The 24,692-nt window shown below is 62.5% G+C and carries 29 protein-coding genes and 1 pseudogene; 11 read left to right on the plus strand and 19 right to left on the minus strand.

All coding sequences use genetic code 11. The annotated features are described in order from the left end of the window. Window positions 1–288 precede the first annotated feature (288 nt). Window positions 289–861 (minus strand): GNAT family N-acetyltransferase, encoded by a 573-nt coding sequence (locus NKI79_RS16165; protein ID WP_352704139.1) that lies wholly within the window; start codon window positions 859–861, stop codon window positions 289–291. Window positions 862–1,076: 215 nt separating this feature from the next. On the opposite strand from NKI79_RS16165, the gene NKI79_RS16170 reads away from it, so the two are divergent. The 3 genes from NKI79_RS16170 to NKI79_RS16180 all read left to right on the plus strand — a co-directional run bounded on the left by NKI79_RS16170 (window position 1,077) and on the right by NKI79_RS16180 (window position 3,277). Further along, window positions 1,077–2,186, plus strand: coding sequence for an MBL fold metallo-hydrolase (locus NKI79_RS16170; RefSeq protein ID WP_352802692.1), 1,110 nt, complete (start codon window positions 1,077–1,079; stop codon window positions 2,184–2,186). 232 nt (window positions 2,187–2,418) lie between these two features. Beyond that, window positions 2,419–2,814, plus strand: coding sequence for an acyl-CoA thioesterase (locus NKI79_RS16175; RefSeq protein ID WP_023678380.1), 396 nt, complete (start codon window positions 2,419–2,421; stop codon window positions 2,812–2,814). Between the two features lie 142 nt (window positions 2,815–2,956). Beyond that, window positions 2,957–3,277, plus strand: coding sequence for a hypothetical protein (locus NKI79_RS16180; protein ID WP_352802695.1), 321 nt, complete (start codon window positions 2,957–2,959; stop codon window positions 3,275–3,277). Between the two features lie 50 nt (window positions 3,278–3,327). Here NKI79_RS16180 and NKI79_RS16185 read toward each other — a convergent pair whose 3' ends face one another. Continuing rightward, on the minus strand, window positions 3,328–3,696 hold the full coding sequence (locus NKI79_RS16185) for a winged helix-turn-helix transcriptional regulator (RefSeq protein WP_352506704.1): 369 nt from the start codon (window positions 3,694–3,696) through the stop codon (window positions 3,328–3,330). A gap of 90 nt (window positions 3,697–3,786) precedes the next feature. Here NKI79_RS16185 and NKI79_RS16190 point away from each other — a divergent pair, with 90 nt between their 5' ends. Beyond that, window positions 3,787–4,392, plus strand: coding sequence for an NADPH-dependent FMN reductase (locus tag NKI79_RS16190; RefSeq protein ID WP_352477902.1), 606 nt, complete (start codon window positions 3,787–3,789; stop codon window positions 4,390–4,392). A gap of 75 nt (window positions 4,393–4,467) precedes the next feature. On the opposite strand, the gene NKI79_RS16195 is transcribed toward NKI79_RS16190, so the two are convergent. Beyond that, window positions 4,468–4,860, minus strand: coding sequence for a winged helix-turn-helix transcriptional regulator (locus tag NKI79_RS16195; RefSeq protein WP_352802698.1), 393 nt, complete (start codon window positions 4,858–4,860; stop codon window positions 4,468–4,470). A gap of 98 nt (window positions 4,861–4,958) precedes the next feature. On the opposite strand from NKI79_RS16195, the gene NKI79_RS16200 reads away from it, so the two are divergent. Continuing rightward, window positions 4,959–5,939, plus strand: coding sequence for a quinone oxidoreductase family protein (locus tag NKI79_RS16200; protein ID WP_352802701.1), 981 nt, complete (start codon window positions 4,959–4,961; stop codon window positions 5,937–5,939). 49 nt (window positions 5,940–5,988) lie between these two features. Here NKI79_RS16200 and NKI79_RS16205 read toward each other — a convergent pair whose 3' ends face one another. From NKI79_RS16205 to NKI79_RS16225, 5 genes and pseudogenes are all read right to left on the minus strand, one after another. Beyond that, entirely contained in the window at window positions 5,989–6,666 is a 678-nt protein-coding gene (locus NKI79_RS16205; protein ID WP_352802704.1) for an HAD family acid phosphatase, read from the minus strand. A gap of 282 nt (window positions 6,667–6,948) precedes the next feature. Beyond that, a pseudogene (locus tag NKI79_RS16210) lies at window positions 6,949–7,382 on the minus strand (FKBP-type peptidyl-prolyl cis-trans isomerase). A gap of 235 nt (window positions 7,383–7,617) precedes the next feature. After that, window positions 7,618–8,343 carry an SDR family oxidoreductase gene (locus NKI79_RS16215; RefSeq protein ID WP_352753876.1) on the minus strand — a complete coding sequence of 242 codons (726 nt, stop codon included), beginning with the start codon at window positions 8,341–8,343 and terminating at the stop codon, window positions 7,618–7,620. A gap of 35 nt (window positions 8,344–8,378) precedes the next feature. Continuing rightward, window positions 8,379–8,864 (minus strand): VOC family protein, encoded by a 486-nt coding sequence (locus tag NKI79_RS16220; protein WP_352802707.1) that lies wholly within the window; start codon window positions 8,862–8,864, stop codon window positions 8,379–8,381. Window positions 8,865–8,937: 73 nt separating this feature from the next. Continuing rightward, window positions 8,938–9,123 carry a DUF1127 domain-containing protein gene (locus tag NKI79_RS16225; RefSeq protein WP_352802710.1) on the minus strand — a complete coding sequence of 62 codons (186 nt, stop codon included), beginning with the start codon at window positions 9,121–9,123 and terminating at the stop codon, window positions 8,938–8,940. Window positions 9,124–9,327: 204 nt separating this feature from the next. Here NKI79_RS16225 and NKI79_RS16230 point away from each other — a divergent pair, with 204 nt between their 5' ends. Then, window positions 9,328–10,221 (plus strand): transcriptional regulator GcvA, encoded by an 894-nt coding sequence (locus NKI79_RS16230; RefSeq protein ID WP_352506712.1) that lies wholly within the window; start codon window positions 9,328–9,330, stop codon window positions 10,219–10,221. 33 nt (window positions 10,222–10,254) lie between these two features. Here the strand turns inward: NKI79_RS16230 and NKI79_RS16235 are convergent, their stop codons facing one another. From NKI79_RS16235 to NKI79_RS16245, 3 genes are all read right to left on the minus strand, one after another. After that, window positions 10,255–11,049, minus strand: a complete 795-nt coding sequence (locus tag NKI79_RS16235; protein WP_352802713.1) for a class I SAM-dependent methyltransferase — start codon at window positions 11,047–11,049, stop codon at window positions 10,255–10,257. Between the two features lie 81 nt (window positions 11,050–11,130). Continuing rightward, entirely contained in the window at window positions 11,131–11,604 is a 474-nt protein-coding gene (locus NKI79_RS16240) for a VOC family protein (protein ID WP_352802931.1), read from the minus strand. Window positions 11,605–11,856: 252 nt separating this feature from the next. Next, window positions 11,857–13,845: an ABC transporter ATP-binding protein/permease gene (locus NKI79_RS16245; protein ID WP_352802716.1), complete on the minus strand. Its 1,989-nt coding sequence runs from the start codon at window positions 13,843–13,845 to the stop codon at window positions 11,857–11,859. Between the two features lie 312 nt (window positions 13,846–14,157). On the opposite strand from NKI79_RS16245, the gene NKI79_RS16250 reads away from it, so the two are divergent. Further along, window positions 14,158–14,448 carry a hypothetical protein gene (locus NKI79_RS16250; protein WP_254819239.1) on the plus strand — a complete coding sequence of 97 codons (291 nt, stop codon included), beginning with the start codon at window positions 14,158–14,160 and terminating at the stop codon, window positions 14,446–14,448. 46 nt (window positions 14,449–14,494) lie between these two features. Here NKI79_RS16250 and NKI79_RS16255 read toward each other — a convergent pair whose 3' ends face one another. Then, window positions 14,495–14,788 carry a hypothetical protein gene (locus tag NKI79_RS16255; RefSeq protein WP_352477886.1) on the minus strand — a complete coding sequence of 98 codons (294 nt, stop codon included), beginning with the start codon at window positions 14,786–14,788 and terminating at the stop codon, window positions 14,495–14,497. A 217-nt stretch (window positions 14,789–15,005) separates the two neighbouring features. On the opposite strand from NKI79_RS16255, the gene arr reads away from it, so the two are divergent. Beyond that, entirely contained in the window at window positions 15,006–15,413 is a 408-nt protein-coding gene (arr, locus tag NKI79_RS16260) for an NAD(+)--rifampin ADP-ribosyltransferase (RefSeq protein WP_352477884.1), read from the plus strand. Window positions 15,414–15,565: 152 nt separating this feature from the next. Here arr and NKI79_RS16265 read toward each other — a convergent pair whose 3' ends face one another. The 3 genes from NKI79_RS16265 to NKI79_RS16275 form a co-directional block, all read right to left on the minus strand. Continuing rightward, window positions 15,566–16,303, minus strand: coding sequence for a class I SAM-dependent DNA methyltransferase (locus NKI79_RS16265; RefSeq protein WP_352477882.1), 738 nt, complete (start codon window positions 16,301–16,303; stop codon window positions 15,566–15,568). 78 nt (window positions 16,304–16,381) lie between these two features. Beyond that, window positions 16,382–17,692 carry a hemolysin family protein gene (locus tag NKI79_RS16270; RefSeq protein ID WP_352802721.1) on the minus strand — a complete coding sequence of 437 codons (1,311 nt, stop codon included), beginning with the start codon at window positions 17,690–17,692 and terminating at the stop codon, window positions 16,382–16,384. 76 nt (window positions 17,693–17,768) lie between these two features. Next, a complete protein-coding gene (locus NKI79_RS16275) occupies window positions 17,769–18,695 on the minus strand; it encodes a LysR family transcriptional regulator (protein ID WP_254819243.1) in 927 nt (308 codons plus the stop codon). A 126-nt stretch (window positions 18,696–18,821) separates the two neighbouring features. On the opposite strand from NKI79_RS16275, the gene NKI79_RS16280 reads away from it, so the two are divergent. Next, window positions 18,822–19,841, plus strand: coding sequence for a zinc-dependent alcohol dehydrogenase family protein (locus NKI79_RS16280; RefSeq protein WP_352802723.1), 1,020 nt, complete (start codon window positions 18,822–18,824; stop codon window positions 19,839–19,841). Between the two features lie 43 nt (window positions 19,842–19,884). Here the strand turns inward: NKI79_RS16280 and NKI79_RS16285 are convergent, their stop codons facing one another. The 4 genes from NKI79_RS16285 to NKI79_RS16300 form a co-directional block, all read right to left on the minus strand. After that, on the minus strand, window positions 19,885–20,592 hold the full coding sequence (locus NKI79_RS16285) for an LssY C-terminal domain-containing protein (protein ID WP_352802725.1): 708 nt from the start codon (window positions 20,590–20,592) through the stop codon (window positions 19,885–19,887). A 66-nt stretch (window positions 20,593–20,658) separates the two neighbouring features. Further along, entirely contained in the window at window positions 20,659–21,498 is an 840-nt protein-coding gene (locus tag NKI79_RS16290; protein WP_352506723.1) for an extensin-like domain-containing protein, read from the minus strand. Window positions 21,499–21,613: 115 nt separating this feature from the next. Further along, window positions 21,614–22,579: an extensin-like domain-containing protein gene (locus tag NKI79_RS16295; protein WP_352802728.1), complete on the minus strand. Its 966-nt coding sequence runs from the start codon at window positions 22,577–22,579 to the stop codon at window positions 21,614–21,616. Between the two features lie 76 nt (window positions 22,580–22,655). After that, entirely contained in the window at window positions 22,656–23,081 is a 426-nt protein-coding gene (locus NKI79_RS16300; RefSeq protein ID WP_254819248.1) for a DUF3775 domain-containing protein, read from the minus strand. Between the two features lie 236 nt (window positions 23,082–23,317). On the opposite strand from NKI79_RS16300, the gene NKI79_RS16305 reads away from it, so the two are divergent. Both NKI79_RS16305 and greA read left to right on the plus strand, forming a co-directional pair. Continuing rightward, window positions 23,318–23,857 (plus strand): tetratricopeptide repeat protein, encoded by a 540-nt coding sequence (locus tag NKI79_RS16305; protein WP_352802733.1) that lies wholly within the window; start codon window positions 23,318–23,320, stop codon window positions 23,855–23,857. A 316-nt stretch (window positions 23,858–24,173) separates the two neighbouring features. Beyond that, the gene (gene greA, locus NKI79_RS16310; protein WP_023719113.1) at window positions 24,174–24,647 is read left to right on the plus strand and encodes a transcription elongation factor GreA; all 474 of its coding nucleotides are present in this window, start codon (window positions 24,174–24,176) and stop codon (window positions 24,645–24,647) included. The last annotated feature ends 45 nt before the right edge of the window (window positions 24,648–24,692 follow it).

The following is a 24,692-nucleotide window of genomic DNA, read 5'->3' on the forward strand; positions in this document are numbered from 1 at the left end:
ATGGCCCTGAATTTCGCCCAGCCTAGACGCCGCGGACCGCCGCCATCACCGGAGCTTCCGGCATCGCTTGTGAAAAAAGCGACTGGCGGTTCGTTTGCATTCAGTGTCCTGCCCAAAGCATTACAGTGCGTTACAGTGACAGTGCCACTAATTGGAGCGCGAACTCTGCGCAACGGGTTGCGATCATTTAGTGCACTGTCACCGTAATTCGAATTCAAGCCCCGCCATCTGAGCTCAGGACGTTTGTCACGCCTTCGCCTGTGCTTTGTCGGCAAGCCCGTCCGAGCATCACAGGCGATGATCGGCAATCTGCCTGAAATCATAGCGCATGATCGGGCGGGCCGGGGTCCTGCGGGCGACGACCCTGAACCCGGCGCGCGCGAAGGTGGAGGCATATCCGCTGCCGGAAGCGCTCGGCGATACGTCGGCATCGAAAGGATAGGCTTCGAGCGCCGGAGCATTTGCGTGCCTTGCGACTTCCAGGGCCTGTGCAATCAGCTGGGATGTTACGCCCCGCCGGCGGTATTGTTTTCGCACGTAGAGGCAGGACAGGGACCAGACCGGCCTGTCATCCACGCGCCTGAGCCGAAATAGCCGATCGAGCCAGGGCAGAGCATCTCGCGGCGTCACCTGGCACCAGCCGACAGCCATGTCGCCGTCGAAAGCAAGCAAACCCGGAAGCGGACCATGCTGGACGGCTTGCCGGAACGCTGCCTTGTTTTCCTCACCGGATCGCTTTCGATAGGAACGACCGATCCGCCCGTACATACACCAACAACGACTGCAGACGGCGCTGTCACCGAACAGGTCCTCGAGTGCCGGCCACAGATCGGGCGTCAGTGGGCGAAAGGTAAGCTTCATGTCAGCCGTCATCCGCTATCGATGTTGCCCAGTCTAGCCTGCGCTGCGCGCTACCGCATCATAGATTGCAGTCCATGCGGGTGATGTTCGAAAAGGGGATTTCGCTCAGCATCCCCGCCGTTCTCCGGCCCGGCGCAGAAAATTGATTGCTGCCTAATCTGCAGCAGTTAACTGCATCCCATCGCTATTCCCGCTGTTTATGAGGCGCATTATTGATGCCGCAGGAGTTCGCCGTTGAACCGCGCCGACCCGCTCTTCCACTTCCATGGAGGGGTCCGAGCGGTCGGCATCCGCCCTGGCGGCGATCCCGTAGCCTGCGCCCAGCTTTCAGCTGCAATTCGAAGGACAAGAACATGAATATCAACCGTCGAACGTTCGGCATCGGCACCTTTAGTGCCGGCGCCCTGCTACTTCCCCCGATCAGCCTCTTTGGGAGCAACGCTGCGGCTATCGCCGCCCCGTCTCCGGCTTCGCTTGCGAGCGCCCACAGGTTCATGCTCGGCGACCTTGAGATCACAGCACTGAGCGACGGCTATCTCAATCTCGGCCTCGAACTCTTCCCTTCCGCAGATCCGGCTGCCGTTGAAGCGCTGCTGGCAAAGGCATTCCTGCCAAAAACACTCCCGACCTCGGTCAATGCTTACCTTGTCACCAAAGGCGACAGACGGGTGCTGATCGATACCGGCACGGCGTCGGCGATGGGGCCCATACTGGGACACATACCCGAGGCGCTCGCCGCCGCCGGCGTCGGGCCGGAAGAAATCGACACGATAATCATCACCCACCTCCATCCCGACCATGCCAACGGCCTTGTCGGTATTGGCGGCACGGCCGCCTTCCCGGCAGCGGAGGTCGTGGTTGCCGCGCCGGAATTCGCTTTCTGGCACGATGACGGGATCCTATCCAAGGCGCCCGACCAGATGAAGCCGTATTTCGAAATAGCGCGCAAATCGCTGGTGCCTTACCATGGCAAGGTCCGGAAGATCGAAGGCGAAGTCGAGATCGCGCCCGGGATCAGCGCGTTGCCTGCGCCTGGACACACGCCGGGGCATCTCGCGCTTCGAATTGGCTCTGGTGATGCCAACCTGCTGCTCCTGACTGACGTCATCCACGCCTCCGCGCTGCAATTTGCGCATCCGGAATGGGCAATCGCCTTCGACGTGGACCAGGAGGCCGCAATCGCCACACGCAAGAAGGTGCTCGACATGGTGTCGGCGGATGGCCTGCTCGTCGCGGGTATGCACCTGCCCTTTCCAGGCATCGGTCATGTCATCCGCGACGGCAACGCCTATGCCTACGTCCCGACACCCTGGCCCGCTTTGTGAAGCACGCCTATCGGCGAGGGCTTGGTTCTGTCGCGCCATCGGGCGCGCCAGCCTTCTCACCTCGGCCATAGAATGCAATCCTACTGGTTGGGCTCGTCTAGCTGCGCACAGCATCCTTTCAACACTGTCGACCGATACCCGAACTTCAGGCCGCGACACCATTCAATGGCGTTGACCTGTCCGTGCCGCGACGGTACGGGGTCTGGGCGATCGGTTCGAGAGGATTGGCCAGATGGTGCATTACGCGGACGGGCGGCCGATCGGCGATCTGACGCTCAGGACGCTGGCCATGCCTTCGGACGCCAATGCGGCAGGCGACATTTTTGGCGGCTGGGTGATGGCGCAGATGGATCTCGCCTGCGGCATCCGCGCCGCCGAGCGCGCCAAGGGCCGCGTGGTGACGGCGGCGGTGAAGGAAATGTCCTTCGCCAAACCGATGAAGATCGGCGACACGCTGTGCATCTATACGCATGTCGAACGCGTCGGCCGCACCTCGATGACGCTCAAGGTCGAGGCCTGGGCGCAGCGCTATCTCTCCGACCTGATGGAGAAGGTCACCCATGCTGACTTCGTCATGGTGGCGCTGGACGGCGAAGGCAAGCCGAAGGCGGTTCCGGCCGAAGGCTGACCCGGCCTGATTCCAGAAGACGGATTTAGACAGCAGTCTCTCCCGCGCGGGGGATGCGGACAGCGATCCCGCGTGGTCTTTGGCTAACGGGTTCCCGCATGCGCGCCTGCAGCGCGACCGACGGGATCTTGGAGGAAAGACAATGCGTCAACACATGCTGAACGCTGCCCTGGCGGGTGCCTTTGCAACCTTGCTCTGCCTGTCGTCCGCAAGCGCTTTCGCCGAGGTCAAGAAAGGCGATCCAGGCGCTACCTGCACGTCGGAAAACCGCACCATCAACGGGCAGGCGGCCAAGTGCGAGATCTGCTCGGCGACGAAATGCGACACCAGCGGCCCGACGGTGAGCAATTGCCGCAAGGAGACGACCACGACTTGCACGATTGGCGGCAAGGTAGTCAGTCCCAACCCGAAATGGAACCGGATCGAGAAGCTGCCGAAGAGCAAGATGCAGTTACAGCAGTAGGGCTCGTCCGGAGCATCCCCGACAGGTTCAAACCCTTACAGCGCAAGGGTTCAGCTGTGCATGGCGTCGAATTTTTCTCGCGCGGCCTTGACGCGCTCGGTGTTCTTGCGTGCCCATTCGCCGAGCGCATCGACCGGCACCAGCAGCTCGTAGCCAAGGTCAGTCAATTCGTAGTCGACCCGCGGCGGGATGGTCGGGAACACGGTGCGGGTGACGAAGCCGTCGCGCTCGAGCCCGCGCAAGGTGGTGGTCAGCATCTTTTGCGAAATGCCGCCGACCGCGCTGCGCAGCTCGTTGAAACGCAGCGGCCCGTTGCCGAGTTTGCCAACGACGAGCACAGTCCATTTGTCACCGACGCGCTGCAGGATTTCCGAGACGGCGCGGCAGTCCTCGGTGCGGTACGGGTGCCTTGGTAACAAAAAAGTGCCTCCTTGCACATTGAGCGGCCGGTTACTCATATAGCTCAGGTATCTAAACGATACCAGTATTGCTGTAAGGAGAGCCCCTCTATGTCAAAACCCAAAATCGCCATCGTCATTGGTTCGACCCGCGCCGCGCGCTTTGCCGACGTGCCGGCCCAATGGATTGCCAGGATCGCCAAGTCGCATGCCGATATCGACGTCGAAGTCGTCGACCTGCGCGATTTCCCGCTGCCGTTCTTCGATGAGGTCGCATCCTCCGCCTGGGCGCCGTCGCAGAACGAAGTGGCGCAGCGCTGGCAAAAGAAGGTCGCCGGATTCGACGGTTTCATCTTCACCGCCGCCGAATACAATCATGGCCCGACGGCCGTGCTGAAGAACGCCATCGACTACGCCGCCAACGAGTGGAACAAGAAGCCGGCCGGCTTCGTCGGGTATGGCAGCGTCGGTGGCGCGCGCGCCGTCGAGCAGCTGAGGCTGCATGCGGTCGAGTTGCAGATGGCGCCGGTGAAGTCTGCGGTACACATCTCCTGGGCTGATTTCCTTGCGGTCAAGCAAGGTGACAAGAAGCTCGACGAGTTCGAGCACCTCAACCAGGCGGCAACCGCGCTGGTCAACGACATTGCATGGTGGGCCAGGGTGCTGAAGACGGCGCGTCAGGCCGATGCCGTCGCCGAGGAAGTCAAGGCGGCCTGAGCATAGGTTCGAACAGTCCTCCCAAGGATTAATTCTCCCAAGCATTGGGGCGGCGCATGCGCCGCCCTTTTTGTTTCACACGGCATGGGCGTACTGCGCTTGCCGTGGCCTGATGATGCAATCGGCAAGGCGGTCCATCTCATTCAACTCGTCGGCGTGATGCTGGCCCCACTGGCAAAGTGCCAGCAGGATCGGCTCGAGGCTGAGGCCGAGCTGCGTCGCCGAATATTCGACGCGCGAGGGGATCTCGGCAAAGATCTCGCGGCGGACGACGCCGTGCTCTTCCATTTCGCGAAGCTGCTGGATCAGGACTTTCTGGGTGATGCCGGGCATCAGCGCCTGCAGCGCCGACAGCCGCCGGGGCCCGTCGAAGAGATGGTACAGGATGACGGCCTTCCAGCGGCCCGAAATCACTTTCAGCGCGCGCTCCGCCGGCAGCATCGGCAGCCTCTTGATCAGCTTGGCCATGGTCACCTCCCGGTCAGCAGCGGACAAATCGGTGTGTAGTCGAAGCCAGGCAGATAGTGGCAAACAGCGGCCGATGCCAACAGCGATCGGTGCCTGCGATGAGAGCCATTCAACTGAACCGTTTCGGCGGGCCCGACGTTCTCGAGATAGTCGCGGTGCCGATGCCGGAGCCGAAAGCCGGCGAGGTTCTGGTCAGCGTTCAGGCCGCCGGGGTGAATTTCTTCGAAGTGCTGATGCGGGCGGACCGCTATGCGGTGACGCCGCAGCTGCCGATGGTCCCTGGTGTCGAGGCCGCCGGGATCGTGGAGGCGCTTGGGCATGGGGTGGAGGCTTCCTTGCTCGGCATGCGCGTCGCTGCGCCGTTGTTCGCCTCGAGCCAGCCGTTTGGCGGCTATGCCGAGTATGTGACGATCGACGCAAGCCTGGCCGTGCCGCTGCCGGATGCGCTCTCGTTCGAAGACGCGACGGCATTGATGGTGCAAGGGCTGACGGCGCTGCATCTATCGCGGCAAAGCCGGCCGGCCGGCAAATCGGTGCTGGTCGCCGCTGCCGCGGGTGGCGTCGGTTCGTTGCTCGTCCAGCTTGCCAAGCGCGCCGGCGCGAGCCGTGTCATCGCGGCAGCCGGCAGTAAGGCCAAGCTCGACCTTGCTTTGTCGCTGGGAGCTGATGCTGCCGTCGACTACAGCAACACGGATTGGCCGGAGCACGTCCGGGCAGCGACAGGTGGCGCTGGCGTCGACACCATCTACGACATCGTCGGCGCCCCGCTGACGGCGGCCGCGCTCGAGGCCCTTGCGCCTTGCGGTGAGTTGGTGTTTGCCGCACTTGGCAGATACGCGCTCGGCGCCCCGCAGATGGAGGCGATGATCGGCCGCAACCAGTCGCTGAGGGGTTTTGCCCTGCTGCCGTTGCTGTCTACGGACGGGATCCGTGACGGCCTTTTGGAATTTTTCGATCTGGCCGCCGGTGGTCAGCTTGTGGTGACCAAAGGTGGCCGCTTCCCGCTCGACCAGGCCAGCCACGCACATCGCCTGCTGGAGGAGCGCGGCGCGACCGGCAAGGTTATCTTGATACCTTAGCAGGTGCTCGGCAAGGAGCCGAGGATCCGGGCTTGTGCCGTTCCGGCCGTCAGCGAACCCGGTAGAACGGATTTGGCAGCAGGAACAGCTTCTCGGCATGCCCGCCGAACAGGTCGGATGGCTGGTCACCGACATTGGCAATTATTGTGTAGCCGGCCTTTTCGATTTCGGCCCTTATGGGTGCCTTGAAATCTGCGGCGGAGCCGTATTTGGCCCCGGGCTGGACCATGTAAAGGTGCTCATAACCGGCATAGCCGGCCGACTGCAGGTTCTGTTCGGTTGCCTGACGCTGGTCCTCCGGACGTCCCGTGATGAAGAACACCGCGACTTTCGCCGTTTGCGCCTGCCGGAAGACCTCCAGCACCGGGTCAATGGCCGGATCCTTCGCAAGCTGGTCCCAGGCGGCCCAGCCACAGGGACCGTCGATTGCGATGTCGCAGGCGCCGCCGATCGGGCGGCCGAAATTGTCACGTGTGATCACTTCCCAGTTGGCCAACGCCGTCTCGTCGATGTCGAGCACCAGTGCGGGGCGAGGCACCTCCATTGCGCGCTTGACGACCCAGTCGCCTGCCTGCTTCGCCACAGCGGCAAGGTCGCGATCATAGTCGCCGGAATCATGATAATTGGCAGCCGCCAGCATCGCATCGCCGACATTGGCTGGCTGGGACGGGCTTGTGAGAAGGAGCGAGTCGGAACGCGCCGGCCCAGGAACATTTGTGCCGATCATCAGCACCATTGCCCCTGCACGCGCAATTCTATTCCAACCAATCGCCCGCATCACGAGACTTTGCGGTCACGAGAAGTCGGCTGTCAAGCGAGGTCTTCCACAGGTCCTCGAGACTGCGACGCTGAATTGGACATTCCAGATCCCGAATGTCTCTATGGGTTGCTGCACGCTACACGATTTCCGCCGCCGCGGTCTTTGCCTCCGACAGGCGACGCACCGCCGGAACCGCCGGTCGAAATGCGTCACCCGAAAATCATGGCCGTTACGCGCTTTGCCGTGCCCCTACGCCGCCTGAACGATCTCGACCAGTTCAACGTCGAACACCAGATCCCGTCCCGCCAAAGGATGATTGCCGTCGAGCTTGACGCTGGTGTCGTCCACGCCGACGACTGTTACCGGCATCGGGCGCCCTCTGCGGTTCTGACCTGCAATCGAGTGCCGAGATCGACGTTGATGTTGTCTGGTACGCGGGCGCGGTCGACGGTCATCACCGCTTCGGGGCGGTGGGGGCCATAGGCGGCGTCGGCGGGAATGGTGACGGTGCTTTTCGCGCCCACCTCCATACCCTCGACATGGGTTTCGAGACCGGCGATCACTTGTCCTTCACCAAACGTGAATTGCAGCGGTTCGTTGCCGGAAGAATCGAACTGAGTGCCGTCAGCCAGGCGGCCATTGTAATTGATGCGCACGGTTTCGCCATTCTTGGCCTGTGTCATGATAGCCATCCTTTGAAAGTTTCGAGGGGCCGGCCAGAGCTCACGGTCCCGTCCTCGATCATCCACACACTCGGGTGCGCGGCGCGAAACGCTAAAACTAGGGACCTGGCTGCCGATGTAAACCCCGATTGGGCTACGCCGGCATGATCCGCCGGCGTTCGTCGCCTTCGGCAGGAGTGCGCCGGACTAGCGGGTCATGCCGACTCAACCCATTCAGGCGGCGTGCAAATGGCGGCTAGATCAGGTTATGGCCGCCATCGATGCGGATTGTCTCGCCGGTCGTGAACTCGCTTTCCATGAGGTAGACATAGGCGGCGGCGACGTCCGCAGCGGTCGGAATTTTTCTCGACGGCAACCGGGCAGCCATGTCGGCAAAGAAGCTGGATTTGGCTTCTCCAACGATGTCCCACATCGGTGTGTCGACCCATCCGGGCGACACGACATTGACGCGCGTCGGGGCCAGTTCGAGCGCCAGGGCGCGGGCGAAGTAGCTGAATGAGCCGGCAATCGCTGAGACGACCGAGCCTCCCGGCACTGGCGGCTTGTCCTTGTTGATGCCTGAGGTGAAGGTCATGGAGCCACCGGCCTTCAGGGTGCGCACAGCGTGCTTGGAGAGCATGACGGCCCCAATCAGCTTGTTGTCGACGAAGCCTCGCACAGCCTCCATGTCGGTACTGCCGATCGGATCGCCGGGCGGCAGTGTTCCGGCGGTCGATACCAGGTGGTCGAAGGGACCGATCTCCTCGAACAGGCGAGCGACGTCCGCTTCGTCGGTCATATCGGCAACCAAGCTGGTCACGTGCCCCGTATTGAGCGTCCGTTCGGCCGCCTGCAGTTTCGCGGGCGACCGGCTGACGATCACGACCTTCGCTCCGCAATTGAGAGCAGCTTCCGCGACGCCGAGACCGATGCCGGAACTGCCGCCGATGACGATGACTTTCCTGTCCACGAGCGATGTCATGGGAGGTCTCCATTCGTTTGCGATTTCGGTGAGGGTCAAGCTTTGCCGTCGTAGGCGGCTTCGAGGTCGGCGATGATGATCTTGCGCATCCCGTACATCGCCTGCCGGACGCGGTTGGCCTTTTCGCGATCCGGGTCGGCACTGAGCCGCGGCAGGATTTCCGGGATGACCTGCCAGTAGACGCCGAACTTGTCGGTGAGCCAGCCGCAGGGTTGTTCCCTGCCGCCGCCGGCGGTGAGCGCCTCATAGTAGTAGTCGGTCTCGGCCTGGTCCCTAGTCTCGATGTAGAGTGAGAGCCGCTCGTTGAAAGGCGGCTGCGGCCCGGCATTGAACGCTGTAAGGTGCAGACCCTCGAGCTCGAAATCGAAGGTGGCATGCGGGACCGTCTTGTTGGTTCCGGACACCCAGTCGGTGTATTCGAGCGTCTGGAGCGCTTTGCTGTTCTTGAAGACCGAGAGATAGAAATCGCGGGCCTCCTTGGCGTCGGTGTTGAACCAGAGGAATGGGTGGATGGTGGCCATGTCCGTTCTCCGTTAATTCCTTGCGACAGCGATCTTTGGCGAAGGGCCTGTCCGCTGTTGCTTTCATTCAGGCTTAGCGGTGATCCGACGGCCGATAGACCGAGCCGTCCCAGTCGCGGGCAAACCCAAGGTCTTCGAGCCGGCGGGTCGAGAAGCGTGCAACCTGCCGCTCGGTCCGGCGCCGGCTGCTCGATGCGAGGATGCGGCCGGCCATGCCGGTCAGGACGTCGACGATGGGTTCAACTCGTTTGGCATTCATGGTGCTCTCCCAGAGTGGCGGCAGTTTTGGTTTCAGCAGTTGCCCCGCGACTTTCGTCAGCGAGAGTATCAGTCACATCAAGTCGCCTTTTGAAGCGGCGGTGAATGACTGAATACGCGAGCAAATATGCCGTCTTCCGGCCTGGACGACAAACGACTTATCGGCGACAATGTGTGAGCACCGCTCACATATAGGTATCGATCCATGCCCCGGAAGCTGCCTCCCCTCACCACCTTGCCGAGCTTCGAAGCGGCGGCGCGCCTGTTGAGTTTCTCCAAAGCGGCAGAGGAACTTCATGTCACCCACGGTGCGATCAGCCGGGCGATCAAGAACCTTGAGGATCAGCTCGGTGTGCAGCTGTTCGAGCGCGGTACGCGTTCGGTGAGCCTGACCGCCGTCGGCGAGCCCTATGCGCGGGCGGTGCGCGAGGTGCTCGACCAGTTGGCCGCCGCCACTGCTGCGGCAACGGCCCGCTATTCGAGCTCGACACTGAACGTCAGCACCTCCGATGGCTTCGCGGGGAGATGGCTGGTGCCACGCCTCTACCGCTTTCACCGTGCGCATGGCGACATCGATGTGCGGGTTTCGACGAGCGGGAAGCTGACCAACTTCCTCGGCGACGGCATCGATGTCGCCGTCCGTTATGGCAGCGGAAACTATCCCGGGCTCACGTCGGAGTTCCTCACCGGCGAGGAGGTGTTTCCAGTGTGCAGCCCAAAGCTTCTTGAGGGTGCGCATCCGCTCCGCACGCCTCAGGACCTCAGACACCACACGCTGATCCGTGACAGCTTTCCGATCGACTGGGCGACCTGGCTGGCGAGCGCCGGGGTCGAGGGCGTGGACCCGCAGAGCGGGATTACCTTCGACTCTGCCACCTTTGCCATGGAGTCGGCCGCACAAGGCGAGGGGGTGGTGCTGGGTCGGACCATGCTGGTTGCGGCGGACCTTGCCGCCGGGCGGCTTGTCCGCCCCTTCGGGCACGCCCTGAAATCTCCTTCCAGTTTCTATCTCGTCTACCCGCCGGAGGCGATCCGTCAGCGCAAGGTCAAGGCTTTCAGGGATTGGCTGCTTTCAGAAGTCACGCCGCAAATGGACTGACAGGAAGGCCGAGAGAACAGGATCGTCTACGGGTCAATCGCCCGGTGACTGTCGGCTCGCCCGAACTGCGGTGATGATCCAGGCGCGCGATTCGAAAAGCACACCGTCCGCGGTCAAGTGCGCGTCGAGCAGATCGCGCAACCGCCGTAGCGCCGCGTCGACATCCACATCCGCGCGGGCGAGCGGATCCTTGACCAGTTGCAGGCCAAGCAAAGCGTCATAGGCCGCATCGACGTCCTGGCCGTAGAAGACCGGCTCACGCACTTCGGCGAAGTCGACCGAAACAAAACCGGATGCACGCAAGATCTCCGCGGTGATGGCGGGGTCGCCAAGCGAAAATGGGGTGGCGGCGCCCGCCGACATGGCGGACCCCGGCGCAATCGCCCGTTGAATGGCAGTTGCCCACTCGTTACGATCCTGGCATTGCCATACCATCCACACAAGACGTGCCCCTGGTCGCATTGCCCGGGCGATATTGGCGAACGCCGCCGCCGGATCGGCAAAGAACATCACGCCAAATCGACTGATGCACAGATCGAAGCCGGCAGCCGGAAATACCAGCAATTGCGCATCGCCGCGCTCGAAGGCGACGTTTCGCAATCCTTCTTCGGCGCTACGGCTCCGGGCGATCTCGAGCATCCGCGCCGATACGTCCACGGCGAGCACGCTGCCTTCCACCGCGACACGGGCGGCATCACGAGAGGATTGTCCCGAACCGCATCCGATATCGAGCACGCGATCGCGCGTTCCCGCCTTGACCGCAGCCCTGAAGACCTCGTTGTGCCGTCGCAGTTCGGCGTCGTAAAACTCAGCGCAGTTCAACACCATCGCACGCCTGTCTGGAGGTGGGCCGGCAGCATTTCCGGCCGCTCTGCCCTGATCTTTTCGCGTCGGGCTGACCCCGAACTGTCAGCCGCGCCGCGCCGCCTCGATCGCCGCAACGTCGATCTTTTTCATCTCCATCATCGCTTCGAATGCGCGCTTTGCTTCATCGCCGCCGGCGGCCATCGCTTCGGTCAGCACGCGCGGCGTGATCTGCCAGGAGATGCCCCATTTGTCCTTGCACCAGCCGCACGCACTTTCCTGGCCGCCATTGCCGACTATGGCGTTCCAATAGCGGTCGGTCTCCTGCTGATCGTCGGTGGCGATCTGGAAGGAGAAGGCTTCGTTGTGTTTGAACGCGGGCCCGCCATTGAGGCCGAGACAGGGGATGCCGGCGACCGTGAACTCGACCGTCAGCACGTCGCCGGCCTTGCCGGACGGGTAGTCGCTGGGAGCGCGGTGGACGGATTTCACCGAGCTGTCAGAAAAAGTCTCGGAATAGAAACGGGCCGCAGCCTCGGCGTCCTTGTCGTACCAAAGGCAGATCGTGTTCTTGGCGATTGTCATTGCTGGTCCCTTTGCTTTCGAAATCAATCTGGGCTTTTGAAATCAACCCGGGTTTTTCACAGCTGGCCTCGGCGTTGCACCGGACATGGAAATGCACTCTTGCCATCGACGTTCCGACAGCAGCTGCCCGGAACCAAGGTACCACGGCTGGTGCTTTCAGGACCAGATGCGGGCAGTGACTCGAACCGGAGATCCGCCTGGTCCGACCGGCGGCCTCACTCTTTGCGTAGGGCAGCGCCGCTTTGCTCAAGGTCGCGCTGGCTTTCCGTTGGCGCGCCGTTGCCTCAGAAGGCGCATGAGCAAGTTCCGTCTGTCCTTGCGCGGGACGAGTTCGATATCGCTGACGAGTTTTGCGCCGCCCTTGTGCCGCTCCAATGTGATCTTGCGGCTATGGAAAGCTTCCAGCTCGGCGCGATGCGCTACGCTTATGATGGTGACCTTCGGCAATTCGCGAATGATCATCTGCATCATGTTGTCCTGGCTCTTCTCATCGAGTGCCGACGTTGCCTCGTCCAGCACGATGATATCGGGGCGGTGCAGCAGAAGACGCGCGAAGGCGAGGCGCTGCTTTTCGCCACCCGACAAGGTCTGGTCCCATGGGGCGTCCTCCTCAATCCTGTCGTTGAGGTAGTCGAGTCCCACCTTGTCGAGCGCAGCCTTGATCTTATCCAGCGTCCAGCTGTCGGCGGCGCCTGGATAGGCGACAGCGCGGCGAAGGGTCCCGGTCGGGATGTAAGGCCGTTGCGGCAACATGAACAACCGTCTGTCGGCGCGGATGTTGACGCTGCCGCTACCCCATGGCCACAGACCCGCGATGGCCCGCACCAGTGTACTCTTGCCCGAGCCGGATTCGCCGGCGACAAGCACCCGTTCGCCTGGTTCGATCACGACCTCGGTTTCCTTGACCACGGCGGTGCCGTCGTCGAGCGACACGGAGAGATTGTTCAGGCTGAGCATCGCATCGCTGCCGGTCTCGCCGCGCTTTATGCGCCCCAGCGTGTTGCTCTGTTCCGCCCGCTCGAGCCCGTCGAGCGACATCATCAGCGAGGCGATGCGCCGTGCAGAGGCATTCCAATCGGCGAGACGGGGATAGTTATCGACCAGCCACCCGAACGCGCCCTGCACGATGGCAAAGGCCGAGGCAGCCTGCATGACCTGCCCAAGTGTCATGCTGCCTTCGAGGAACTTTGGAGCGCAAAGCAAGACCGGCACGACAGGCGCAAACAGGCTCGACCCTTGGGACACCAATGCCGTGCGCATGTGCTGGCCTGCAAGGAGCGCCCATTGCCTGAGCACATGGGCGAATGTCTTGTCCATGCCGCTGCGCTCCTCCTCCTCGCCGCCGAGCAATGCGATACTCTCGCCGTTTTCCCGCACGCGCGTTAGCGAGTAGCGGAACTCGGCTTCCGCCTGATTTTTTTCCCCGGAGAGGTGGACGAAATGGCGGCCGATGACCGCCATCGAGGTGGACGTGATCGCGGCATAGAGCACTGCGGTGATGACCAGGAAGCCGGGAATGGTGACGGTCGAACCTGCAATCGTCAGGGTCAGGGCGCCGCCGATCGTCCACAGCACCACGATGAAGGTCGAGGCCGACAGAAATGCGACGATGACACCGGCAATGAAATCGACCGGCGATTCGGTGGCAATCCGCAAATCCTCGGCGATGCGGGCTTCGGGGTTGCTGTGGTCGCCGCCGACGAGGTTCAGCTGATAGTAGCGGCCGCTTGCCAGCCAACGCGCGATGACCGCGGTGGTGAGCCAGGAACGCCAGCGGCGCTGTATCTTCATGCGAAAGAAGACTTGTGCCACCACAAGGCTGGCGCTTCCGAGCACGAGTGGCAGGAATACGGCGCTCAGCCAATATACGGTGTGGGCATTGCGTTGCTCAATGGCGTCGAAAATTGCGCGATTCCAGACATTGATCCCATACTGGAAGGCGACATTGGCGACGATCAGGACCAACAGCCCGATCGTCAACGGCCAGGCGACCCTGTCGCCACTGCCGCTCCAGTAACCGCGGGCGCTGATCCAGAAGCGCTTAAGCAGATATCTCTTGCGCACCCGCTCGGCCTCTTCAGGTGTCAGCTTAGGATCGGGTTCGGTGACATCCGGCGGCGGCGCGGGCTTGCCGACCACCTCGGACGCGACATCGACAGTCATCTGGCGCGACTTCTCGGCATCGCGCGATTGGGCGCCGTCAACCGATTTCAGCTTGAATTTAGCTTGGGGCATCCGGCGATAACGGCTTAAAAATCAGAAGGTTTCACAGCGTCCGCTCGAGACGCCGGCTGCCAACAGCACCAGGGCTTCTCCAGTGTTCCAGTGCTCGTAACACCCCTATGGTCGTTCTCGAAAATGACGGCCTGTGATCTGGTGCGGGACAGCTAACCGAACCCACAAGATGGAGATGTGTTCTGTTGTGTTTCGGCACCAGCCGAAAGTGAATGGTGTCGGGCCCGTCCGAGCTTGATAAAGTCAGCAGTGCATCGGCGTCGGAACAAGGGTGCGATTTTGCCGTTGAGCGAGAAACTGGAAGCGACCCGCATGTCCGAATTGCCGATTGAGGAGATCGAAGGGCGGCTGAACGCCCAGCGCGAGACTTTGGCGCTGGTCGTCGCGCTGCTTGCCAGCAAGGATACGGCCCCCGAGCGAATATGGGCCGAACTGGAGGACCGTTTTCAGTTTCAGAACAGTCAGGAGGACCCCGGCGTCCTGCCAAGCCGCGCATTCGCCATCGAGGCTGCGAAGATGCGGGAGTTCAAGCTGATCGCCGAAGAGGCGCGGGCGCGCAACGCGGAATGGAACGGCAGGGACAAGCCACAGGGCGCCAGCTGACACCCCTGCGAGTGCTTGCAGGACTATTTTGCCGTGACCGAGCATGTCAGCTTTGCTGCAAAAATGTACGCGCCAACTCCTCCCATTCCTCGTCAAGCGTTGAGGTCGACGGCGCGGCATTGCTGCGGCGATACCAATATTCCGCATTCGACTGGTCGCCTTCCTTGCGGTGGAGATAGGCATGTACGTGCATGCCGGCCGTATCGTCGCGCTGCTGCGCGCATTCGTGCGCCTTAGCCCAATCGCCCTTTGCATCCCACCACAGCGCCTGCAGGGCAGGACTCAAGCCGGCTGGCGGCTGTGGTTCGGCAATCGAATCCCTGAAGGCTTGCAGATCCATTTTGTTCACCATAGCGACGGTACAGGGCGTCTATAATAACCACGCCGGCGGCCGACCGATAGCGAGCATCGGGCGGGATGACTGACATAGATATCAGGACTGCCGAGAGCGGAGGTCCGATAACCGCACTGCCAGACGCTTGATTCGATGACGTGCATGAAATAGTGCGCGCCACGAAACCATGATGCCTGAGACAGCGAGGATAAGTAGCGAGCCGATGACAGCCTCCGACAACCCACGCCAATTCTACCACGGCACCCGGGCCGACCTTAAACCGGGAGACCTGATCGAAGCCGGCTACAGCTCCAATTACGGCGCGCGAAAGCAGGCAGCCTGGGTCTATCTGACCGGCACTCTGGATGCGGCTATCTGGGGTGCAGAACTGGCCGCCGGTGACGGACGCGAAAGGATCTACATCGTGGAACCAACCGGCCCGATCACCGACGACCCCAACCTTACGGACAAGAAATTTCCCGGCAATCCGACGCAGTCCTATCGCTCCCGCCAGCCGCTCAGGATCACGAGCGAGGTCACCGAGTGGCAGGGCCACTCGCCCGAGCGGCTGAAAGAGATGAAGGACCATATCGAACGGTTGAGGGCGCAAGGCATCGAGGCGATCGATTGATCGCGAAGTCCTGCGATTGCCAAGCTTGACCTGGCTGACGGTCGGCGGCAGTCTCATTTCTGCGTCGCAGCCGCCGCGAAATACGGCTCCACGTCCGCAATGGGTCCGTGAGTTGTCGTTGCTTGCAGGGGCTGGAGAGCGGATGCTTCCTTTCATCTCGTCGCGAACGTGATGATCTCGGAGCTCGAAGGGCCAACTGGGCTGCCGTCAAAGCCGCCGAATTGCCGTTCGATCCGTAGCCCCGCGTTCCCCAGCAGGCTCGATAGGGCGTCCATGTCGAGGAATCGCAAGGTGCTGCGACTAACTTTCGGAAGGCTCGGATGCTTTCCGCCGAACCTGTGGGTGAATGTCACGGTCTGGCCATCGAACGGCATGATCACCTCTGTTGTGATCTGCACCAGAGACCCGTCAGGCAGCTCAACGACGACAGCATTTTCGGGTGTCCAGTGCTCCCACGCCCGCACCGAAGGGTTCCGCGTTTCGAACGCGAAGCATCCGCCTGGCACAAGGGCGTGTCGCGCAGCCGCCATGAAATCCCCCAGATCTTCGTCGCTGACAAGGGCCTGGAATGCGTGCCCCGTCATCACAATGAGATCAAACTCGGCTGTCCAGCCGGCCGATTGGAGATCGCCGAGGACCCATTCGATATCCGTGCGCGTCCGTGCCCGATTCAACACGCCGGGTGCTGGGTCGATGCCGCAGAGCCGCCCTGAATGTCCGGCCAGGCGTGCCTCGTGAAGGAGGGTGCCCGTTCCACATCCGACATCAAGCACCGCGTTTGCTGTTAGAATGCGGGGCAGGTAGAAATCATAGTCGTCGCGCGCAGATCTCGGGTGCCAGGCATCATAGACGGCAGCGAGATACGGGTCGGCGAAAAACTGGTCGACCATAAGGCGATACCCCCCAATCAACTTTGAATGTGCGAGCGGTGTCGCCGAGAGCATATAGCCCATAAGTCGCGTCGCTCGTTACCGCACGACCTCGCGGTGACCGCCGGGCAGGCGGGTGGCGATAAGCTTGTCGATGCGGCGGCCGTCGAGGTCGACGACCTCGAAGCGCCAGCCCTGCGCGTCGACGCATTCGCCGGTCGCCGGCAGATGATGCAAATGCGACAGCACATAGCCGGCGACGGTTTCGTAGTCGCGGTTCTCGGGCAGGTCGATGCCGAGAATGTCCGCCATCTCGTCGGCCTGCATGTAGCCGGCAAGCAGCCATGAGCCGTCCTCGCGCTTGACGGCGTTTTCCTCTTCGCCGGCATCGAGATCCGAACGGAAGACGCCGGTAATCGCTTCCAGTATGTCGGCCGGGGTGACGATGCCTTCGAAATGGCCGTATTCGTCATGTACCAGCGCCATCGGCACGTCGGATTCCTTCAGCGTCGCAAGCACGTCCAGCGCATCGGCCTGGTCATGCACGATTGGGGCCGTGCGCACGTGCCGGCGCGGGTCGAGAGCGCGGCCGCCGAGCATCGCCGCCAGCACGTCGCGGGTCTGGACGACGCCGATCATGGCGTCGACGCCGCCGTCGCCGGCCGGCAGGCGCGAATGCTGGGTGTCCATCAGCAGCTTTCTGATGGCCGCCTCGTCGGATTGCAGATTGATCCAGTCGACCTCGGTGCGCGGCGTCATCACCGCGCGCACGGCGCGGTCGCCGAGCCGCATCACGCCGGCGATCATGCGCCGTTCGTCGGATTCGATGGTGCCGTGGTGCTCGGCTTCGGCGACCAGCATCTTGATCTCCTCGTCGGTGACCCTCTCCTCGCTCTGGCCGTGCTGGCCAAGCAGCCACAGCAGGGCGCGGCCGGAAAAATCGAGCAGGAAGACCAGCGGCGCCGAAACGCTGGCGAGGATGGTCATTGCCGGAGCGACCCTGACGGCGACCCGTTCGGGGTCGCGTAATGCGATCTGCTTGGGCACCAGTTCGCCGATGATCAACGAGCCATAGGTGATGATGGCGACGACAATGCCGACACCGAGCGGGTCGGCGAGGCTTTCGCGGACGCCGGCCGATGCCAGGAAGGTGGCCAGCCGCTCGCCGAGCGTGGCGCCGGAAAAGGCGCCGGACAAGACGCCGACCAAAGTGATGCCGATCTGCACCGAGGACAGGAACTTTCCCGGATTGGCGCCGAGCGCCAGAGCCCGGCCAGCGCCCTTGACGTTGCGGTCGATCATCGTCTTGAGGCGCGCCGGCCGCGACGAGACGATGGCGAGCTCGGACATCGACAGAAGGCCGTTCACGCAGATGAGGACGACCACGATGGCAATTTCAGCATAAAGCATGCCGGGTCCATAGCATTGCCGCGCGGTTTTCGAAAATAGGACGGTCGCGCTTTTTAAATTTAGCGAGCGGGGCAAATCAGGCGGCACCCCATGCCGCATCCCAGGGCGGCGCGGAAAAATGCTCGATCAGGGCGTCGACGACGACGCGCACCTTTGGTGCGAGATTGCGTGTTACCGGCCAGATGGCATGCACCACGGTGTTTTCGACAAGGCAGTCCGACAGAACCATTTCGAGCTCGCCGCGCCTGATGCTGCCGGCCGTCAGCCATGTCGGCAGATAGACGATACCGCAGCCGGCCAGTACCGCATCGAGCATCGGTTCGCCGTGGCCGAGCACCAGCCGCGCCTTGGGCGCGAATTTTTCGAGACGGCCGTCGGCATGCCTGACGGTCCAGGGATGGACCGTGCCGTCGCGGCCGTAGCCGATGAGGCTGTGCCTGGGCAGGTCCTCGATCGAGTGCGGCCTGCCATGGGCGTCGAGATAGGCGGGGGCGGCGACGATGGCCGAACGCTGGGCATAGATGCGGCGCGCGGCGAGCGACAAGCTGTCGTCGAGGTCGCCCATGCGCACCGCCAGGTCGATGCCTTCCTCGATCAGGTCGACGCGCCGGTCGTTGAACGAGATTTCCATCGTCAGATCCGGGAATTTTTTGGAAATGTCGAACAGAACCGGGGCGACGCACCGCCGGCCGAAGGCCAAAGGCAGGTCGACACGCAGCCGGCCGGAAGGCACCTGCTTGCGCGAAGCCAGCAGTGACTGCGCGGCTTCGATCTCGGCCAGTGCCCTGACGCAGGCTTCGTAGTAGCTCAGGCCCTCGCTGGTCGGGCTCAGGCTGCGGGTGGTGCGGTTGAGCAGGCGAACGCCCAATCGCTGTTCCAGCTGCGCGATCGACTTGCCGACCGCCGATTTCGTGACATGCAGCCGCGCGCCGGCGCCGGTGAAGCTGCCGGCCTCCACCGCGTGAACGAATGCGACGATGCCTTGCAAATTGGCCGATTCCAATGAAGCGCTCCTATTGTAGAGTTTTGCTCCTTAATCTGTCGCAGAATATGCCACATGGAAGCACTTTTCTCCATAGTGAAACGGCATAAATGTCTCGCGCACCATCAACCACGGAGCGCGAACCAAATGAGCACCCAAAACAGATCCTGGCAGATGACCGGTTTCGGCCTATCCAGTTTGAAGCCGGCCGAGGGAAAGCTGCCCCGACCCGGGCCGCATGATCTTCTGGTACGCGTCACAGCGGTATCGCTGAATTACAAGGACAGGATGATCGTCGATGGCGTGCTGATACCGGACCTCAGCTTGCCGTTCGTGCCGACATCGGACGCGGTTGGCGAAGTGGTCGCCACCGGCAGCGAAGTCAGCCGCTTCGGCATCGGGCAGCGGGTGCTCGGCCAGGTGATCGCCGACTGGCCGGACGGCAACGCCCCGCCGGTGCTCCACAAGCATACGCTTGGTTCGTCACTGCCCGGCATGCTGTCCGAGCATGTGCTCTTTCACGAGGATGCCGCCGTGGCGGCGCCGCCGTCGCTCAGCGATGTCGAGGCGTCGACGTTGCCGATCGCGGCGCTGACGGCGTGGTTCGCGCTGGTCGAGGCGGCCAAGCCTATCCCGGGTGAGACCGTTCTCATCCAGGGCACCGGCGGCGTGTCGCTGTTTGCGCTGCAGTTCGCCGCCGCTTTCGGCCTGCGCGCCATCGTCACCTCGAGCAGCGACGAGAAGCTCGAGCGGGCAAAAGCGCTGGGCGCCTGGAAGGGGATCAATTATCGCAGCCATCCGGCATGGGACGAGGTCGCCCGCGAGTTGACAGACGGCGCCGGCGTCAGGCACGTGCTGGAAATGGTCGGCGGCGACAATGCGCGGCGCTCGCTCAATGCGCTGGGCGCCGACGGCAGGCTGTCGCTCATCGGCCTTCTCGGCAGCATGGAGCTCAGTTTCCCGATCATTCCGTTCCTGCGCAACCGGATCGTCGTGCAGGGCATATCGATCGGCCACCGCCGCGCCTTCGAACGAATGAACCAGGCGATCGAGACGCTCGCGATCAAGCCGGTGATCGACAGGGTGTTTGGCTTCGACGAGGTGCCGCAGGCATTCGAGCGTCTGGAGACCGGACCGTTCGGCAAGATCGTGATCACCGTCCCCTGAGCCCATCGGGACGAAATGGCTGTCAGACGAGCCGATTGCGCGCCTACGGCAGTTGCAGCAGTACGCCGATGATGGCCTTGCCGTCGGTGAAATAGGGATCGCCTTCGCCGTTGCGCCCGGTCTTTGTTGCGCCGACCCCTGGTATCTCGCTGGTCGAGATCAGCATGCCGGCGGCGGAGAGGTCGCGCATCAGCCCGTCGCGCTCGGCGTCGATGTCGGGGCCGATGTGATGAGTGATCGCGCCGGTGTCATGGCTGAGGCCGACGCCGCGGTCAAAGCTTGCCGAGCCAAGCCAAAGCGGCCGGCCGTCGTCTCCGGTCGCAGCGGTCTGCCAGAAGCGGACGTGGTGGCGCCGGTCGGCGCTGTCGCCGACCGGCTTTTCGAAGGCTAGGTCCTGGGCGCGGCCTTCGAACAGCAGCCGGCTGACCGGCGCGTCGGGATAGGGGCGGTCAAACAGCACGCTTTCGCCGATCTCGATCGCCGTCTTCAGCGAGACCGCGTCTGCCGTATCCCAGCCGGCGACGACAAAAGCATGGACAAGCTCCTTCTTGGTGCCGACAAGGCCGACATTGATCGGATCGCCCGGAATGCCTTGCGGCGTGTGCGTGACCATCTCGAATTGCTGATTGCGAAAATTGCGGTCCCGCAACGTCCAGAACTCAGGCGCGGCGAAATAGGCGAGCGAAAGATAAGCGGCACAGCATGCCACCAACCAGGTCGTTGCACGTCGTCGAAGGCTTCGTTGGCTCAAGAGGCACCACCCAAGCGTCTGCGCACCATCTTAATCGGCGCAGCAGGTCTTGGGCAGGGGCTGCAATCAGCGGCAGGCGCGGTAGCCGTTCTTGCGATTCTTGATGTCGAAATGGAAATGGTTGCGGTGGTCGTAGTTGTAGCCGGGGCCGAGCACGGTGGTGAAATACTGGCAGCCGTCGGCCCGCACATTGTTGAGGAAGCCGCGCGTGCGGAAGGCGAACAGGCCGGGCTTGCGGACGTCGATGTCGTCGCCATTGTTAAGCTCGATGCTCATCACGTCGAGCGCATTGCCCTTGCCGTGTTCCGACAAAACACCTTCGCCGGCGATCCTGCGGCAGGAATAGCTCGAGCCCTGGTGGATGGTCTTGACGCCTGAAAAATAGCGCCAGCGGGCCGACGGGACGAGTTCATTCCTGGTCCAGCCGGCAAAGCTGGCGGCCATGTCGCAGGTCAGCGTCGCGGCCGGCTTCATCGCGACGCTGCCGATGGCCGAGACCCTGACCGGATAATCGATGCCGCATTGGCCTTCATGGATCGGCGCGACGTCGGTGTAGACGACGCCGAGGCGTTTCAGCTCCTTGCGGCAATCGATCTCTGCGGCCGGCATCTGTTCGGCCGGCGACATCGGATTGTCCATGCGCGGATAGGCGGCCGTCATATAGGGGTTGGATGGGACGAGGCGCTGCATGCCGGAATATTCTGGGCCGGAATCTTGCTGGCCGGAATAGGGCGGAACGGCAGCGGTCTGGCTGCCGACGTCGACGGCCGGCTGCAGCGACAGCACGCTGCCGGTGTTGCAGGCGGAGACCGCCGCAATGGCAATCACGACGGCAAGCCTGCCGGCCATGCGCGCGCGTCCTGTGTGCCGCGCAGCGACAAGCGCAGCGCGAATTAGCCCGGCCATCGGAAGGGTTCCTGTCCCCAGATGACACAGACTCTAAACCTGAAGAGTAAAGGAAAAATCAGCGGCGCCGTTCACGTCTGCGGCCAAATTGCGGCGCCCATCATCGCGGCCGGCGTCATTGGCAAAACGTGCCGCCATTGCGGCGCGGTTCGAGATCGAAATGGAGATGCTGCGAATGATCGGCATCGCTGCCGGGGCCAAGCACGGTCTTGAACGGCCCGCAGGCTGCCTTGCGCACTGCGTCCAGGAATTTCGCGTCCTTTTCCGGCGGCGCCGGGCCGACATCGATCTCCTTCCCGTCCGAAAGCTTGAAGCTGGCGATATCGAGCGCATTGCCGAAGGCGTGCTCCGACAATTTGCCGCCACCATTGCGCGACCGGCAGACGAAGGCGGAGGCCTGGCCAATCGATTTGAGGTCCTCGCCAAACTCCGCCTTTGCAGCAGGCTGGATGACCGAAGCAGCAAAGCGTGCGGCGGCCTCGGCCATCTGGCAATTCAGCTCGGGCTCCGGGCCGATGGCGATGGATTTGCCGAGCGTCCTCAGCACGATCGGGTAGGGGATCGAGCAACCGACCGCCGTATCATGCTCGGGCTTGCGCTCCTCGAAATCGACGCCCATCGATTTCAGCCGCCTGCGGCAGGCCAATTCCTCGGCCGGCATTTCTTTCTCGGCAATGGCGAGCGATCGAGGATCGGGAAGGATTTCTTGCTCCGTCTTTTTGTCTGCCTCGGCCGGGTTTGGTGGCGCGACCGATGAGTTTGCCGGCGGCTCGGCCTGCGCCGGCTTTTCAGGCGGCTGTGGTGCGATCGCCGGCGGTTTCGGCTGCTCGGTCCTGGATTGGCCATTTTGGGGCTGATCGTTTTGAGGCTGACCGTTTTTGGGCCGCTCAGCCTCCGGAGCGGGGCGTGGTTCGGGGACCGGGATCTCGGTTGGCGATGGCGAGGTGGCTTCCCGGTTGAACTGCGGTACCGGCGCAGTTTGCGGCAGCTCGGGCGCCTTGGCTGAAACAGGTCCCGCCAGCGGCGTAGCCGCAACGGCCAGCAGCAATCTGCCCAATCTGAAAAAGCCAAACGCCGCCATTGTATCGCAACGGCCAGAATGCAGGGAAGTTGCCTTGGGCGAAGGGGGCTGGCGATCACAATCGGTAACCGCGCTGTTACGCGCCGATCGCTTCCAGCCCCTCCTCGAGCCAATCCGCCAGCAGCGGCATGCCGAGCAGATATTTTGCCGTGCGCTTGTTGGCGCGCTCGCGGGCGGCGGTCAGCGCGTCCGTCCATTCCGTCGCGTCATAGTCGCCGCGGCCAACCCAGGCCAACGCAATCAGTTCGGCCGCTTCGTCGACATTGAGATCGTCGATCAGCTCGCGCAGTTCTTCCTCGGTGAGATCTTCGGAGCTTTCCTCGGCAAGGCCGTCATGATGGTGGTTGTCGTGCGCGTTGCCGTCGAGCTCTACCTCGTGCTCGGCGCCGTCGGCATAGTCTTCGTTGACGGCGGCGCTGAGCGCCTTCGCCTTCAGGATGAACAGGCGCACGGTGTCGGGACCGATCGAAAGCTCCCAGTCTCGTTCAACGCGTTGCTGCACCGGCCGTCTCCCTGCTTCGTGCTCGGTCGGCCCGATGATAGCGGATTTGCAGCGCTCGTCACGTTCTCTTGCGCGTGGGCGTTAATCGCGAACCATGATTTATGATGCCCTCTCTTCCCGGAATAAGATGGCCTTGCTGGGAGAGATCGCGGTTTTGAGATAGGATGACATTTTCCGGGACGAAACGGCTTTGACCCGGCGTTAGTGTTGCATTGTCAGGTTCAAAGGAGAGTGTAATGCGCAGACGATTGCTGATTTACGCCATGGCCATTGCCGCCCTGCCGCTGATTGCGGCTCCGGCGTTTTCGGCTGGTGAAGGCGGCGGCGGCAATGGCGGCGGCGGCCAGAGCCAGTGCAAGAAGGGGGAGGCCTGGGACAAGAAGCAGAAGAAATGTGTCTCGCCGAAGCAAGGTATGCTGGATGACGACAGCATCTATGATGCCGGTCGCGCGCTGGCGATGGATGGACGCTATGACGAGGCGATCGCCGTGCTCAGCCTCGCCGCCAACAAGCAGGACCCGCGCATCCTCAACTATCTCGGCTATTCGCACCGCCATTCCGGCCGCGTCACCGTCGGCCTCGGCTATTACGAAGAAGCGCTGCGCATCGACCCGAACTACACGCTGGTACGCGAATATCTCGGCGAGGCGCACCTGCAGATCGGCGATCTTGCCGGCGCCCAGGAACAGCTCCGCGAAATCGAGAAGCGCACGGGCAAGGGATCGCGCGAATACGGCATGCTGTCGGAGCAGATCGATCACTTCATGAGGAGCTGATCCGACCTCCGGACGCTGCTCAAACCGGCTGCGGCGATCGCAGCCGGTTTTTTGCTGTGCTCGCATGCTGCTCCGAACTGGAATTTGGCATCACGGTACACGTGATGCGCTCCTTGACGTTAGGTCAGCCGCGCAATCGGTGGATGATTTTTCAAAATCCGACTTTTTGGACGTGAAAAACCCGCGAAGATTGCTATATCTTGCAAAGATTGTGATGAGACGGTTCCGTTAGCGAGGCTGCCGGACCGTTTTCTTTTTGTACCATCGACAAGGTCGCTCCCGATTACGGGGGCGGCGGCAGGAAAGGTCAGGCATTATGAACAAGGTCCCGATGACAGGCGAGGGGTTCGCGTCATTGAAGGAAGAACTGCGCTGGCGCCAGCAACAGGAGCGGCCGCGTATCATCGAGGCGATTTCCGAAGCGCGCTCGCATGGCGACCTCTCCGAAAATGCCGAATATCACGCGGCAAAAGAGGCACAGAGCCTCAATGAGGGCCGGGTCAACGAACTCGAGGACCTGATCGCGCGGGCCGAGGTGATCGACGTCACCAAGCTCAGCGGCGACAAGGTCAAGTTCGGTGCCACCGTGGTGCTGGTCGACGAGGATACCGAGGAGAAAAAGACCTACCAGATCGTCGGCGACCAGGAAGCGGACGTGAAGTCCGGCCGCATCTCGATCTCCTCGCCGATCGCCCGCGCCCTGATCGGTAAGGAAGTGGGCGATGCCATCGAGGTCAACGCACCGGGCGGCGCCAGGGGCTACGAGATCGTCCAGGTGCAGTTCATTTAGGACCTTTGATAATTCTACTCTGGCGGCCGACTAGCGCGGTTTTCT

It is taken from the genome of Mesorhizobium sp. M0340 (genome assembly GCF_040321535.1).
Taxonomy (GTDB): domain Bacteria; phylum Pseudomonadota; class Alphaproteobacteria; order Rhizobiales; family Rhizobiaceae; genus Mesorhizobium.

Bases quoted from the DNA above. Each gene is read 5' to 3' on its own strand.
- NKI79_RS16290 (WP_352506723.1), bottom strand. From the start codon at position 21,498: ATGGCCGGGCTAATTCGCGCTGCGCTTGTCGCTGCGCGGCACACAGGA.
- NKI79_RS16225 (WP_352802710.1), bottom strand. From the start codon at position 9,123: ATGAATGCCAAACGAGTTGAACCCATCGTCGACGTCCTGACCGGCATG.
- NKI79_RS16280 (WP_352802723.1), top strand. From the start codon at position 18,822: ATGAGCACCCAAAACAGATCCTGGCAGATGACCGGTTTCGGCCTATCC.
- NKI79_RS16175 (WP_023678380.1), top strand. From the start codon at position 2,419: ATGGTGCATTACGCGGACGGGCGGCCGATCGGCGATCTGACGCTCAGG.
- NKI79_RS16250 (WP_254819239.1), top strand. From the start codon at position 14,158: ATGTCCGAATTGCCGATTGAGGAGATCGAAGGGCGGCTGAACGCCCAG.
- NKI79_RS16170 (WP_352802692.1), top strand. From the start codon at position 1,077: ATGCCGCAGGAGTTCGCCGTTGAACCGCGCCGACCCGCTCTTCCACTT.
- NKI79_RS16295 (WP_352802728.1), bottom strand. From the start codon at position 22,579: ATGGCGGCGTTTGGCTTTTTCAGATTGGGCAGATTGCTGCTGGCCGTT.
- NKI79_RS16215 (WP_352753876.1), bottom strand. From the start codon at position 8,343: ATGACATCGCTCGTGGACAGGAAAGTCATCGTCATCGGCGGCAGTTCC.
- NKI79_RS16230 (WP_352506712.1), top strand. From the start codon at position 9,328: ATGCCCCGGAAGCTGCCTCCCCTCACCACCTTGCCGAGCTTCGAAGCG.
- NKI79_RS16180 (WP_352802695.1), top strand. From the start codon at position 2,957: ATGCGTCAACACATGCTGAACGCTGCCCTGGCGGGTGCCTTTGCAACC.
- NKI79_RS16245 (WP_352802716.1), bottom strand. From the start codon at position 13,845: ATGCCCCAAGCTAAATTCAAGCTGAAATCGGTTGACGGCGCCCAATCG.
- NKI79_RS16200 (WP_352802701.1), top strand. From the start codon at position 4,959: ATGAGAGCCATTCAACTGAACCGTTTCGGCGGGCCCGACGTTCTCGAG.
- NKI79_RS16190 (WP_352477902.1), top strand. From the start codon at position 3,787: ATGTCAAAACCCAAAATCGCCATCGTCATTGGTTCGACCCGCGCCGCG.
- arr (WP_352477884.1), top strand. From the start codon at position 15,006: ATGACAGCCTCCGACAACCCACGCCAATTCTACCACGGCACCCGGGCC.
- NKI79_RS16195 (WP_352802698.1), bottom strand. From the start codon at position 4,860: ATGGCCAAGCTGATCAAGAGGCTGCCGATGCTGCCGGCGGAGCGCGCG.
- NKI79_RS16165 (WP_352704139.1), bottom strand. From the start codon at position 861: ATGAAGCTTACCTTTCGCCCACTGACGCCCGATCTGTGGCCGGCACTC.
- NKI79_RS16235 (WP_352802713.1), bottom strand. From the start codon at position 11,049: ATGGTGTTGAACTGCGCTGAGTTTTACGACGCCGAACTGCGACGGCAC.
- NKI79_RS16205 (WP_352802704.1), bottom strand. From the start codon at position 6,666: ATGATCGGCACAAATGTTCCTGGGCCGGCGCGTTCCGACTCGCTCCTT.
- NKI79_RS16265 (WP_352477882.1), bottom strand. From the start codon at position 16,303: ATGGTCGACCAGTTTTTCGCCGACCCGTATCTCGCTGCCGTCTATGAT.
- greA (WP_023719113.1), top strand. From the start codon at position 24,174: ATGAACAAGGTCCCGATGACAGGCGAGGGGTTCGCGTCATTGAAGGAA.
- NKI79_RS16270 (WP_352802721.1), bottom strand. From the start codon at position 17,692: ATGCTTTATGCTGAAATTGCCATCGTGGTCGTCCTCATCTGCGTGAAC.
- NKI79_RS16255 (WP_352477886.1), bottom strand. From the start codon at position 14,788: ATGGATCTGCAAGCCTTCAGGGATTCGATTGCCGAACCACAGCCGCCA.
- NKI79_RS16305 (WP_352802733.1), top strand. From the start codon at position 23,318: ATGCGCAGACGATTGCTGATTTACGCCATGGCCATTGCCGCCCTGCCG.
- NKI79_RS16220 (WP_352802707.1), bottom strand. From the start codon at position 8,864: ATGGCCACCATCCACCCATTCCTCTGGTTCAACACCGACGCCAAGGAG.